The 13563-nt window shown below is 57.8% G+C and carries 10 protein-coding genes; 5 read left to right on the forward strand and 5 right to left on the reverse strand.

The genetic code is table 11. The features are described 5' to 3' along the window. Positions 1-61: 61 nt before the first annotated feature. Positions 62-1492 (reverse strand): mechanosensitive ion channel family protein, encoded by a 1431-nt coding sequence (locus AO242_RS07800; RefSeq protein WP_099268267.1) that lies wholly within the window; start codon positions 1490-1492, stop codon positions 62-64. A 117-nt stretch (positions 1493-1609) separates the two neighbouring features. Here AO242_RS07800 and AO242_RS07805 point away from each other — a divergent pair, with 117 nt between their 5' ends. Together AO242_RS07805 and AO242_RS07810 are read left to right on the forward strand one after the other, a co-directional pair. Beyond that, positions 1610-2515 (forward strand): LysR family transcriptional regulator, encoded by a 906-nt coding sequence (locus AO242_RS07805; protein ID WP_099268268.1) that lies wholly within the window; start codon positions 1610-1612, stop codon positions 2513-2515. 451 nt (positions 2516-2966) lie between these two features. Next, entirely contained in the window at positions 2967-3836 is an 870-nt protein-coding gene (locus tag AO242_RS07810) for an AraC family transcriptional regulator (protein ID WP_099268269.1), read from the forward strand. A 417-nt stretch (positions 3837-4253) separates the two neighbouring features. Here AO242_RS07810 and AO242_RS07815 read toward each other — a convergent pair whose 3' ends face one another. Both AO242_RS07815 and AO242_RS07820 read right to left on the reverse strand, forming a co-directional pair. After that, positions 4254-5435, reverse strand: a complete 1182-nt coding sequence (locus AO242_RS07815; protein ID WP_257153398.1) for an MFS transporter — start codon at positions 5433-5435, stop codon at positions 4254-4256. 90 nt (positions 5436-5525) lie between these two features. After that, a complete protein-coding gene (locus AO242_RS07820) occupies positions 5526-7649 on the reverse strand; it encodes a TonB-dependent receptor family protein (protein ID WP_099268270.1) in 2124 nt (707 codons plus the stop codon). A gap of 318 nt (positions 7650-7967) precedes the next feature. Here AO242_RS07820 and AO242_RS07825 point away from each other — a divergent pair, with 318 nt between their 5' ends. Beyond that, positions 7968-8624, forward strand: coding sequence for a transferase (locus AO242_RS07825; RefSeq protein ID WP_099268271.1), 657 nt, complete (start codon positions 7968-7970; stop codon positions 8622-8624). 54 nt (positions 8625-8678) lie between these two features. Here the strand turns inward: AO242_RS07825 and AO242_RS07830 are convergent, their stop codons facing one another. Both AO242_RS07830 and AO242_RS07835 read right to left on the reverse strand, forming a co-directional pair. Next, positions 8679-9452 carry an L-iditol 2-dehydrogenase gene (locus AO242_RS07830; RefSeq protein WP_099268272.1) on the reverse strand — a complete coding sequence of 258 codons (774 nt, stop codon included), beginning with the start codon at positions 9450-9452 and terminating at the stop codon, positions 8679-8681. 57 nt (positions 9453-9509) lie between these two features. Continuing rightward, positions 9510-10823 (reverse strand): ABC transporter substrate-binding protein, encoded by a 1314-nt coding sequence (locus AO242_RS07835; RefSeq protein WP_099268273.1) that lies wholly within the window; start codon positions 10821-10823, stop codon positions 9510-9512. Positions 10824-11112: 289 nt separating this feature from the next. On the opposite strand from AO242_RS07835, the gene AO242_RS07840 reads away from it, so the two are divergent. Beyond that, complete coding sequence (locus tag AO242_RS07840; protein ID WP_099268274.1) at positions 11113-12057, forward strand: helix-turn-helix domain-containing protein; 945 nt, start codon at positions 11113-11115, stop codon at positions 12055-12057. A gap of 224 nt (positions 12058-12281) precedes the next feature. Further along, on the forward strand, positions 12282-13304 hold the full coding sequence (locus AO242_RS07845) for an aldo/keto reductase (RefSeq protein WP_176560586.1): 1023 nt from the start codon (positions 12282-12284) through the stop codon (positions 13302-13304). Positions 13305-13563: the final 259 nt, after the last annotated feature.

Genomic DNA, 13563 nt, shown 5'->3' on the forward strand with positions numbered 1-13563 from the left:
ATGTCAGTAGGAGCGGCTTTAGCCGCGAGGGCGTCAGTTATACGTGAGGATTATCCAGATATCACCGCTTCTGTAACCACCCCAGGAAACTGCCTTTCTTGATCGCTGCCGGTTTCTCGGTCAGTAATGACTGGCTGCTGTGCTGGCGCACGGCCTGGAGTTTCGTCAGGGCATTTTTGATCTGGCTTTCATGCTCCATGGTTTCCCGGGCCACGCTTTTGTCGATGCTGTAGACCACACACGAGGTAAGGGCGGTGAAACGGGCTTCGGACGGCGTGTCGTCGAGGATGCTCTGTTCGCCCATCACTTCGCTTGGTCCCATGCGCCCGGCTTCAATGAACGCCTTGCCGTCGGACACTTCAGCCGACACCACGCCGGTTGCAATCACCAGCAGGCTGTCGGTGACCTCATTGGCTTCGATGATCACTTGGCCTGCACTGTATTCCCTGGCTGACATGCTCTGCGCCAGATGGTTTTTCTCTTCAGTATTCAGCGCGCGGAATACCTTCACTTCGTCCAGCAAGGTCCGGGCGCGTGACACCGGTTCTGCCGTAACGTCGGACTGCCAAGCAATACCCGCGGCTTCGAGGTGACGGTAGGCGAGGTCGAACAGCAGGTTGCGGACTTCGCTTTTCTTGTCCAGATCCCTGATGAAACCAGTGACGGTGTATTCGATGGTGGTCGGGCTGGCTTCCTTGACCACCGCTCGGGCCTTGGGGAATGGCAGCAAGGCGCTGCTGCCTTGCAGGGCCCGGTCCAGTGCATCCAGTACGCGGCGCGGGCGGATGTGCGGTGAGACCATGATGTTGATCGACACGCCGAACATGTCTCTGGGCCGGCTGAGGTTGACGATTTTGGCCTTGGCCGCTACCGAGTTGGGGATGACCGCCGTGCTGCCCGTGCCGGTCAGCAAATGGGTGGCCCGCCAGTCGATGTCGACGACCTTGCCTTCAACCCCGTCGATGCTGATCGAGTCGTCAACCTGATAAGGCTTGGTGGTGTTGAGGATGATCCCTGAGAACACGTCGGCCAACGTGCTCTGCAACGCCAGACCGACCACGATGGCCATTGCCCCGGACGTCGCCAGCAAGCCTTTGACGGGAAGCTGCATGACATAACCGGCGGCTGCCACGATAGCGATCAGAAAGATCACTGCGCCGATCACTTCCTGCAACAAGCGACCGCTGTGACCGATGCGCCGCATCAATAGCGTGCCGATGATTTCGGTCAGGGTCCTGGCCGCCAGAATCCACCAGATGATTTCCAGTGCGGTAGCCGCCAGATGCCGGGCGCTGTCTTCTTCCCAAGGGGCACTGTCCAGTGGGCTCAGGCCAGCGCTGATAATCACTACGCTATAAACCAGAAACAACGCCAGCCGTACTGCAACTTTCTGCAATCGGTAGGGGTACGGCACCAGGTTCCAGCTGGCCAGATCCAGCAGAACCAACAACAGGCTGCAGATCAGCGGATAGCTTTGAATGAGTGCGGGCATGATCTGATCCTGTAGGAAGTCAGTGCAGCAAAGGGAATACAGTCAGCGCAGATTAAGCCCATGCATTGGCCCGATAAAGCTGGTAGAAAGCGTTGGACTGTCAACCGGTGAGCGACAATGAACCCTTTCGAAGATATGCGCATATTTACCCAGGTGATGGAATCCGGGAGTTTCACTGCTGCCGCTGAGCAGTTGGGGCTTTCCAAGCAATTCATCAGTCGCCGTCTGATTCAACTCGAAGAGCGTCTCGGCGTACGTCTGCTCAACCGTTCAACCCGTCGGCTAGACGTCACACCGCTGGGCCAGGCCTATTACGAATCGGCGTTGCGGCTGATAGCGGATCTTGAACAGGCCGAACAGAGCATAGCCGGGCAGAACACTCAGCCGCGAGGCACCATTCGCATCACTGCACCGTTGTCGTTTGCCATTGAGCATTTGGGGCCCTTGTTGCCGGTTTTCCTGCAGCGCTATCCCGAGGTGTCGGTAGAAGTGGACCTGAGTGACCGCGCCGTGGACTTGCTGGGCGAAGGTTACGACCTGGCGCTGCGTATCGGGGTGCTGGAAGACTCGACGCTGATCGCCCGTCACATTGCCAATATCGAGCGGGTGTTCTGTTGCAGTCCCGACTACCTTGAACGACGCGGCGCACCTGCCGAACCGGAAGCGCTCAAGCATCATGATTGCTTGCCTTATGGTCACAGTCGTCAGGTGCAGTGGCGCTTCGAGCGAAATGGCAAGCCGTTGGCGGTCAGCCTGTGCGGACGCATGCGCGCCAACAATGGCGAGCTGTTGCGCGACGCTGCCATTGGCGGGCTAGGGATCACCTATTTGCCGCTGTTCATTGTCGGCGCGGCTTTGGAAGACGGGCGTCTGGTCCGTGTTCTCAATGAGTTCCGCACGCCATCACTGGCGTTATCGGCGGTCTACCCGCAACACCGTCAGGGCTCGCGTCCGGTGCAGGCGCTGATCGGGTTTCTCAAGGAGCATCTGGTTCAATGCCCATCATTGGTATCGCCCGACTGAACGAGCCCGGTATTATTTGGCGCTGCCATGATCAATGCACGACCTGCAACCGGTTGATGTTGATCTGTAGAAGTGGCCCGGTGTGCGTGACACCGCGCCGTCTCGCGGCAAACACTGGATCCTGTAGGAGTGAGCTTGCTCGCGATGGCGGTCGAAATGTTGAGAAATTATCGCCTGACCAAACGCTATCGCGAGCAAGCTCACTCCTACAAAAAAGTAGGTGAATTCAAATAGTTATTTTGTGTTTGATGAGCGCGCACGAGCACCGCGAGGTCGCGATGGCGGTTTATCAGGCAGGCCGTCATCGCGGCCTCGCGGTGCTCGTGAGCTCCAGAGAAAAACATTTATTCAGTAAGCCACATATTGTCCGATCAGAGCCCGGTCGCAGATGTCTGGTTTTGCCGATAGAGTAGGGTGAACGTGTTTCCCGCCCCGAGCCGAAGGAATCAACTTGAGCGCCCCTGTCATCGCCCATTTGCATACCGAAAAGTTCTCCGCCACGCGGGTGGTGGATGCGCGTCCGGATCCTGAGAAGATCATCGATATTCCCTGCCTCGATGCCTTTTCGATCATCGTCCAGCTCGAAGATTTTGCCGAGCATCGGTTATGGCGGGGGCGACGTCTGAGTTATGCCGGTGGCTATCGTCAGGGCAGTGTTTCCTTGCCATTCATGGGGGATGAACTGCGCTGTCAGCATCGGGCTTCCTATGACAACCTGCGGTTCAATATCCCTCGGCAAACCTTCGACGAATACCAGCGTGAGAATGGCGGGCGGATCATCAGTGGATTTCGCTACGAACAGGGCGCTCAGGACCCGGTGCTGTATCACCTGGCGCAGGCGATGCTGCCCGCGTTACGCAACCCGGCAGCCGCCAATCAGTTGTTCATTGATCACATTTTGTTAGCGATGTGCGCGCACTCGGTCACTCAATACGGCCGTATCGCTTCTACTTCCGGAAAGTTCACGACCACGCTGACGCCGCTTCAGGAGCGTCTGGCCAAGGAGATGATTGCCAGCAATCTGGGCAACGATCTTTCCGTGGAACGGATTGCTCAGGAGTGTTCGCTGAGTCGCAGTCATTTCTCCCGCGCGTTCAAACAGGCCACGGGTGTTGCGCCGCACACCTGGTTGCTGCAGATGCGTGTCGAGAAGGCTAAAGAGTTGTTGATGGCCCAGCCCGGGCTTTCGTTGGTCAACATTGCCCAGGCGTGCGGGTTTTCAGACCAACCGCACCTGACCCGGGTGTTCACGCGGCTGGTGGGAGTGACGCCTAGTGCATGGCGAGGAGCTCAGCGTGGTGCGGTGATTGTTTTGGGTTGAAGAACTCGCCCGAGCTGCTCACTCGATGGCCATGATGAAGAGGAGGCTGTCGTCCAGCAGCCCACAGTTATCAGGTTCAAAATCCCACAGGTTGGTAGCATCTCAAGCTTATGCAAAACCTGTGGGACCGAATTCATTGGGAAAGGGCCGGCAGATTCAATACTTCTGTCGCCTGACAAGACGCATTCGCGAGTGAATTCGCTCCCACCGGGAACAACCCTTGCAGGCCAACATAAAATCTCTCACATAGACCACCCCATTCCGTAGGACCGGCTTTAGCCGGGAGGACGTCGGGCTGTTCGCTAAATTTTCTTCGGCAGACATACCGCTCTCCCGGCTAAAGCCGGTCCTACGGATTGAAGGTGAACATAAAGTCCCCCAGAGGGAGACAGTCTGCAATTCCGTAGATCAGCTCTATCACGCCTTACGCCGCGTCACCAGTCGGGCAAGCCACAGGCACAACCCGAAGGCAATCAATGCCATGGCTGTCAGCACATGGATCATCGCTTCGCTGCCCAGCTGCGAGATCACATAACCGCAGGCGATGGGCGCTACGGCCTGGGCCAGCAATGCCGGGCGTGCCATTTTGCCGGACACCACCGCGTAATCGCTTTGATGCACCACCACCAAAGGCAAGGTGCTTTTGACGATGGCGCGCAGGCCGTTACCTGCGCCGTAACACACCAACCCCCAGGCCACGAGGCTCGGTGCGAAGTCCACCAGCAGCAATCCCAAAGCCGTAAATCCGCTGGACAGGAGTGCTGTGAACATCGGCGCTTTGCGTTTGAACATCAGGTCGATGACCCGACACAGCACCTGAGCCGGGCCGATCATCGCGGCCAGTGCAATGGCGGATGCCAGGCTATGCCCGCGGGCTTGCAGGATGGTCAGGATCACAATGGAGAGACAGGTCATCAACGCTGCGGCAATGGCGAACAGCGCTGTCATAGACCAATAGATGGAGGAGGCGAGCGGCGTGCCGCTGCCTTGGCTGGCATGTCTGGATGCTGCGACCGGCACATGGGCGTCCAGCGCATAGCGATATAGCGGATAGAGCATAAACAAAACAACGGTGCCGAACACCCCACAGGTCATGCGCCACCCCATGAGGTGATCCATGACTGCCAGCAACGGCCAGATGACGGTGGTACAGAATCCTGAAATCAGCGTGATTCCGACGATGATCGGTCGCGCTTCCAGCCCGTAAGTCGAGCCCAGTGAGGTGAAGAGCGCATCATAAAGCCCGCTGGCCATGGCGACTCCGATGATGACCCAGGCCAGCAGAAAGACGGGTAATGAGGGTGCCAGCGCCATGATCCACAGACCGGCGGCGAGGATCAGACCATGGGCGGCCAACACTCTGCGTCCGCCGATGCGGGCAATCAGTCGTCCGCACAATGGTGACAACAGGCTGGCCACCAGCAAACCGATGGATGCTCCGCCCAGGACCCACTGATGCGGCCAGCCTGTGTCGGCAGCGATAGGATCGGCCAATACGCCGAGCAGGTAGAACGATCCGCCCCAGGACAGTATTTGCAGCAGCCCGAGCAGGGCTATTTTTCCGTTGCCGGGGCGGCGGGGCAGTGCAGCGGTATTCAATCAAAGTCCTTAGCGTCAAGCGGTGAGTACGCCAACAGCAGGGCCGAATCCTAGCAGCTTCAAACCGCTCAATGACAGCCGTTCAGGCCTTCAGCGCAAACTCCACGACACCCCGACATAAACCCCCAGACCTTCGCCGGGCGTTGAGCGCGCCGCGTCCAGCCCTCGGTCGTCGTAGCCCGGCGTGACAGTGGCGGCGTAATGTTTGTTGGTCAGGTTGCGCATGTCGACCCAGGTCTGCCAGTCGTTCTTCGGGGCGTTGTAACCCACTGTCGCGCCGAACAGTGCGTAAGGGTCGGCGTAGTAGCTGTTGGCATAATCCACGGCGGCTTTGGACACCAGTTGGGTGTTGACGGCGGCGAAGAAGCCTTGCGGCCAGTCGTAGCGAAGTTCGCCCTGGTAGTAATGCATTGGTAGGCCCGGCAGGCGGTTGTCGCCGAAGCGATCATCGTCGCGGTAGTGGAAATCACTGAAGGTATAAGCCTGACGCAGGCTCAGTTCGCCTCCTTCATGGGACCACAGTTGGCTCTGCAGGCTGGCTTCCACACCCTGATGAACCGTAGGGCTGGCGTTAAGCTCGTAAGGTGTAGTTGCGTTGGCGTCCGGCAGCACAGAAAGCAGTTCGTGACGGACTTGCGAGTAGTACCACGCCAGGCTCCATTCGCCGAGTGTGCTGTCGCCCCGTCCGCCCAACTCCAGGGTGGTAGCGGTCTGGTTGCGAAGCTTGACCGGGTCGCGCTGCGCACCGGTGGCGACGCCGCTGCCCGCCGGGAATCGCTGGTCAGCGCTGTAGATCAGTGACCACGGATGCGGGCCTTCCACCGAGCGGCTGAGATTGGCGAACACCTGCATGTCAGGCGTCAACTGATAGCGCATGCCCAGTCGTGGCGCGTAGTCCCAGTCGCCCATGCTGGTTTTGCCACCGCCATCAGGGTAGGTCACGGCACTCTCACGGCGGGTGTAGATCGCTGCGAGGCCCGTGGTCAGCCACAGGTCGTCGGCAATCTCCAGATCATTGCCGACGTGCAGAACAGTGTCCGAGCCTTGATAGGTGAAGTTACGAATGCGGGTGCCCGGCGCATACCCGGCGGTGTTGCCGGTCGGGATACGCACGAACTCGCTGGCGCCGGAGTTGGGCAAGTGCTTGGTCACGCGCAAACCCAGCGTGCTGTTGCTTTCCAGACCCCACAGGGTGTCACGGCGCTTGTAGTCGAAAGTGCCGCTGACATCCGTGTAGGCGACCCGCAGACGGTTCGGCCCCTCGCGCAGGTCCATGGGGTAATCGTGGTAGACGAGGCCGGTCTCGACGCTCGAATCGTCGTCGATGTACCAGGTGGTTTTGTTGCCGATAAACGTGCTGCCCGGCTGGTCGCGATTATAGTCCCGCGATTCATAAGTGGGATTTGCGGCACGTGGGTCGTGCTCGATAGAGTTCTTGGTGACCCGCCCGGCAAGCTCGTTATCGGTCTCGCGATGGCGGAAATAGAACCGGGTTTCCAGATTCGGGTTGAAGCGATAGCCGAAGTTGGCGATGACGCCCTGGCTTTCGCTGGAGGTGTGGTCCTGATAGCCATCGGAGTGTGCATCGGTCATCGCCACGTAGTAGTCGAAGTCGCCCAGCACTTGCCCGGAGCTGATCTGCCGCTGTTGGTATCCGTGGCTACCGGTTACGTAGCGCACCTGCAACAGCGGCGCATCGTAGCCAGTGTGGCTGACGTAGTTGATGGCACCGCCCAATGCCAGAGCACCCCGGTCAAAACCATTGGCGCCGCGCAGCACCTCTACATGGTCGAGCCACAGGGGCTCAAGTAGCTCATAGGGCGTTCCGCCGGGACCGGTAAGGGGCAGGCCGTCGAGCATGGCGTACACCCCCGAAGCGTGGGCGCCCGGCGCGCGGTTGATGCCCGAGCCACGTATGGAAATCTTTACCCCTTCGTTGCCCGCAGACTGGGCATAGACCCCGGGCTGATACGCCAGTACATCCTGATTGCTCGCTACGCGGCCCTGTAACGGCTGACGCAGGTCGATCACGTTGGTTCCGCCGGGCACCTTGGCCAGTTGTTCCTTCGCGTCTTCGACTGACTGGTCCTCGCCGCCTCGCTCCTGGTAACGGATCAGCACCTGGCCCAGCTCCACTTCCTGCGCCTCGGCCAGCGCCGGACAGACAAGGGCCAGGCCCAACAGCGCAGTGGGCAGGGATTTCGGCGAAAGCATTGGGGGGCTCCAGACATAGAAAACAGGCAATGAAGCTTGCGACGTATGAAAGAACGAAAGAAGCACACGGCAATTTTGTTTTTTTGCCGGGTAATGCTTTTCGCGGGTGCAGACGCAAAGCACTCTGTTGGAGCGAGGCTTGCCCGCGAAGGACCCCGACTCGTCGTATCTGATTCACCGAGTAGGGCGATTCGCGGGCAAGCCTCGCTCCAACATGGCACAAATGCTGTCTTCCCGATGATCAAACATGTGCAACCATTCAGTGAACCTGCTGCCCGCAATCGGCAACGTTCTACTCACTTTTCAAAGGAAGTCTGAATGCACGGGATATCGATTTCAGAATTCATCTCGCACTGGGAGGCGCTAGGTCTTGATGCGCAAGCCCGCTCACCCTGGCAGATCACGCAGCAGTGCGAAAATTTTGTACGCACCATCCTGGCTAAGCTTGGGCCCGATTATCAGCGTCAGGGCGATATCGCTATCCATAAAACGGCGCAGGTCGAAGACGGCGCCGTACTCAAAGGGGCGATCGTGATCGGGCCTGACTGTTTTATCGCCGCAGGTGCCTATTTACGTGGCGGCGTGTTCCTTGGCAGCGATTGTATTGTCGGTCCCAGCTGCGAATTGAAGAGCAGCTTCATGCTCGACCGCAGCAAGCTGGCCCACTTCAATTTTGTGGGCGACTCATTATTGGGTCACGACGTGAACATCGAGGCCGGCGCGGTTATCGCCAACTATCGCAATGAATTTGCCGGGGCCGATATCCGGATTCTGTACGGCGATACGATCATTGAAACCGGCGTCGCAAAATTTGGCGCGCTGGTGGGTGATGGTACGAGGATTGGTGCCAATGCTGTGGTGGCGCCGGGGGCCTTTCTGCAGCGAGGCAGTATTGTGCCGAGGCTGGGGCTGGTTGACCAACACCCAGGTTCACCTGAGTCCGTCGATCGCGATCAGGTGGTTTACGCACGTTGATATCTTCCTACGTGCGTCGCTCATCCGTGGCGCCGTCACACGGGCAGGTGCCAGTCAACTCATCCAGTTACCCCCATCGACGTTATAGGTCTGGGCCACGATGTAGTCGCTTTCCTGCGAGGCAAGGAATATCGCCATGCCGGTCAGGTCATCGGCGGTGCCCATGCGGCCATAAGGAACCTCCTGGCCAACGAGTTTTTTCTTTTCTCCCAGCGGGCGATTCTCATGTTTGGCGAACAGTGCATCGACGCCGTCCCAATGCTCACCGTCGACGACGCCGGGGGCAATGGCGTTGACGTTGATTCGGTGTTTGATGAGGTTTAGCCCCGCCGATTGTGTGAGGCTTATTACCGCCGCCTTGGTGGCGCAATAGACACCGACCAGCGCTTCACCGCGTCGTCCTGCCTGGCTCGCCATGTTGATGATCTTGCCGCCGGTTCCCTGACTGATCATTTGTCGGGCTGCTGCCTGCAAGGTGAACAGCGTGCCTGCCACGTTGATGGCGAACAGGCGGTCGTAGCTTTCACGGGTTATGTCAGTGATCGGGGCCAGGTCGAACAGTGCCGCATTGTTGATCAGGATATCCAGCTTTCCGGTTTTTCCGACCACTTCGGCAATGGCGTTATCAATGGAAGCTTGCGCAGTGACGTCGATCTTTACTGCGTAGGCCTGTTTGCCTAATTCATCAGCAGTCGCGCGTGCCCGTTCAAGGTCGATGTCGGCGATGGCGACCGTTGCTCCTTCGCGAATATAGGCCTCGGCGAATGCCCGGCCGATGCCTCGTGCAGACCCCGTGATCAGGGCGCTTTTACCTTCAAGTCGTTTCATGTCAATCCATCCTTCAAAAGTACAAAGTTCAGGTCATTTCGAGAGCTATAGCGTGAGTTATTTTTTCGGATAGCCCGCGCGTTTCATTTCCCTGATGGTGACTTTTTGTGCGGCATCCAGCGCTTGTGCAACGGAGGTCTGCCCGGTGAGTGCAGCGGCGAAAAGCTTGCCCACTGATGTGCCAATGGCCTGGAACTCTGGAATGGTCACGTATTGAATGCCCACGTAAGGCACTGGCTTTGCCGACGGGTGGGCGGGGTCAGCGTTCTGCATCATTTGCAGCGTGACTTTGGCGAACGGTGCGGCTTGCAGATAAGCCTCACTGTAAGTGGAGGTGCGAGTACCTGGCGGTATGTTGGTGATGCCATCCTTCTTCGCGACCAATTGAATGTATTCTCTGGAGGTCGCCCAGGTGATGAAGGCTTTGGCCGCGTCTTTATGTCTGGAGGTCGCAGGGATCGCCAGTGACCACGCATACAGCCACGAAGAACCCTTGTCAGTGACTTCAACCGGGGCCGGGGCAAAGCCGACGCTGTCCACCACCCGACTTTGTTCTTTGTCAGTCGTGAAGGAGCCCGCGACGCTCGCATCTACCCAAATCGCGCATTTGCCGCTGTTGAACAAGGCCAGCGTTTCATTGAAGCCGTTGCTTGAAACACCGGGCGGGCCATAGTTCTTGAGCGTATTGACGTAATAATTGGCGGCCGCTGCCCACTCGGGCCCTGTCAGTTCAGGTTGCCACTGCTCATCGAACCAGCGCGCACCGAAGCTGTTGGCCATGGTGGTCAGCAGTGCCATGTTTTCGCCCCAGCCGGATTTACCGCGCAGGCACATGCCGTACTGTTCTTTATCAGGGTGATGAAGTTTTGCTGCAAATTCGCCGAGCTGGGTCCAGGTCGGATGTTCCGGCATGCTCAAGCCGGCCTGCTTGAACAGATCAGTGCGGTAATAAGTCACTGTGCTTTCGCCATAAAAGGGCAGGGCGTAAAGCGTGTTATCAACTGATAGGCCTTGGCGCACCGAGGGAAAGATATCTTCCAGATCGTAGTCAGATGGTAAGTCCTTCATGGGTTCGAGCCAGTTTTTGGCGCCCCAAAGCGGCGTTTCATAAGTACCGATGGTCAATACATCAAACTGGCCACCCTGAGTGGCAATGTCCGTGGTCAGCCGTTGGCGCAGGACGTTTTCTTCCAGCACTACCCAATTGAGTTTGAGGTCGGGGTGCTGCTCCTCAAAGACTTTCGACAGCCGCTGCATGCGGATCATGTCGCTGTTATTGACGGTGGCGATGGTGATGGTTTCGGCGGCCTGGCTGGACGCGACAAACGCCAGACCAGCGGACAGAAGGAGCGCTTTCGGGATCATTTGCATGATGCTCTCCACTCCACGCCTGTGGCGCGGAATTCTTATTGTTGTTTTATGCCCTCACTGATCACATCCGGATCAGCAGGAGGCTACGGGCCGATTACAGCAGTTGCCAGAATCCCCGGCAAACGCAATGGGGACGGCGTGTTGATACTTTTTTAACCGTGACAGTCGAATCATCTCAGGGTTAAAAAAGTATCAGTCGCCGGTCCGTTTGAGGTGGAGCAGGGGATCGTGACGGGCGTATGGTGCGTGTTATCACCAAGCTCACAATGACAATAAAAAGGAGCGGATCATGGCTGAAAGTCTCACGAGTCTTTTTGAGCACTCACCGGCTGAACTGGAGATTATTCTGCCGCAGCCTGAGCAGAGCTTTCGCTGGTATGAACACGATTATCCTTACTCACTCGCACGCTGGAATCACCATCCTGAGTTTGAAATTCATCTCATCCGTCGTGGCAGCGGCAAACTGGTGGCGGGTGACTATATCGGCGCGTTCAGCGCCGGGCACGTTGCTCTGATCGGTCCGGATTTGCCTCATGACTGGATGGGGGACCTGGCACCGCACGAATATTTGCAAGGGCGGGATGTGGTCCTGCAATTCGACGGTGGATCATTGTTGAAACTGCGCCAGTTGTTGCCCGAACTTGGCCATTTACAGTCCCTGTTCGAGCGGGCCAGACGGGGCATTGAGTTCACTGGCGGGACGGCCATCGAAGCCGCCCGGTTACTCGAAGCCATTGGACCTGCGCAGGGATTACAGCGCCTGGTGTTGTTTCTGCAGTTGCTGGGCGTGCTGCTCAATGCGCCGCCGACTCACACGAAGCTTCTGGCCAGCGCGTGTTATGCGCCTACCCTGGATGCAAAAAGTGCCGAGCGTATTCACAAAGCCTTTGAATACTTGCAGGCCGAGCTGACGGGCGATATCCGGGTTTCAGTCATTGCTGATCGCTTGCACATGAGCGAGCCGGGTTTTTCACGCTTTTTCAAACGCGTTACGGGCCATGGCTTCATCGACCTGATGCGCAAACTGAGAATTCAACGGGCCTGCCGATTGCTGGTGCAGACGCCAATGTCAGTGGCCGATGTCTGCTTCGAAGTGGGTTACAGCAACCTGTCCAACTTCAACCGGCATTTCCGTCATGAGATGCAGCTCACGCCAAGTGAATACCGCCGCGATCCTGCTGTGACGTTGTTCAATCTGCACAAGGCTCAGCCTTCAGTGGCTGCAAGAGCTTGATGTTGACTGAAGTTCTCCTCGCAAAATCTAACCCTTTGAACTGGAAATACATTTTCTGTATGAGCTCGCTGTGCGCCCCCGACACCGCGCTGTCTCGCGGCGAACATTGAATCTGTAGGAGCTGCCGAAGGCTGCGATTGGCATCCCCATGCATTTGTTTCAGGAGTATCTTGCAGGGCGAGCCAACTCAACGCCGAAGTCATCAACCCATTTCTGGAGCACCCATGAGCGCTATCGAATACCGCAACCTTGGCCGTAATGGTGTCAGGGTCTCGCCACTTACCCTGGGCACCATGATGTTCGGTGAGCAGACCGATGATGCGGTCGCAAAGCGGATTGTCGACAAGGCCTTTGAACAGGGCATCAATTTCATCGACACCGCCAATAACTACAACGGCGGAGTATCCGAGGAAGTGGTCGGCCGATTGATCGCGGAGCGTCGTTCGCACTGGGTTCTGGCTACCAAGTTTGGTAACCCTAATCCCGGTGGCCGGGCACCCAATGATCGTGGCGCATCGCGGCCCAGCATCATTCAGTCTGTGGAATCCAGCCTCAAGCGTTTGAACACCGATTACATCGACTTGCTTTATCTGCATCGCGAGGACGACAGCGTGCCGGTGGAAGAAACCCTGCGTGCGCTGTCGGATCTGATCCGGGCGGGCAAGATCCGATCTTATGGCTTGTCGAACCACCGTGGCTGGAAGCTCGCAGAGTTCAGCCGTACTGCTGATCTTTTGGGCATCGAGCGTCCTGCTGCCACTCAGCCGTTGTACAACCTGGCTAACCGTCAGATTGAAGTCGAACACTTGCCTGCTGCCGAGTACTACGGAATTGGCGTGGTGTCTTACAGCCCGCTGGCCCGTGGGGTATTGACCGCCAAGTACGATCCGGGCCAGCCACCGGCCGAAGGTACCCGGGCCGGACGCAACGACCCGCGTCTGCAACAGACCGAATGGCGTGCCGAGTCGCTGGATCTGGCTCAGCGAGTCAAGGACCACGCCGCAGCACGGGGTATTACGTCGGGTCAATTCGCGTTGGCCTGGGTGCTCAACAATAAGCTGGTGACGTCAGCCATTGCAGGCCCGCGTACCGAAGAACAGTGGAATGACTACGTGCCCGCGCTGAACTACGGGTTCACGGCCGAAGACGAGGCGTTCGTGAATGAACTGGTGGTCACCGGGCATTCTTCGACCCCGGGCTATAACGATCCAAGTCATCCGTTTATTGGGCGTCAATCGCGGGTTTGACGATAGCTTTCCAGCGCCTGTATTGCGGGCAAGCACCGCATACAGGTTGGTCATGATTTCAGGCTTATGTTGGACCCGGGGGACCGCTTTCATTCGGGACAATACCCAAGTTGGGAATGTACCGGCCCTTCGCGAATGAATTCGCTCTAATAAAGCAACATGTAATCTAGTGGATTGAAATGCGTTTTCTGTAGGAGCTGCCGAAGGCTGCGATCGCGGTGTGTCAGGATGAATGCTTCGCAGCCTTCGGCAGCTCCTA

This window comes from Pseudomonas sp. ICMP 561, assembly GCF_002699985.1.
GTDB classification, from domain to species: Bacteria; Pseudomonadota; Gammaproteobacteria; order Pseudomonadales; family Pseudomonadaceae; genus Aquipseudomonas; species Aquipseudomonas quasicaspiana.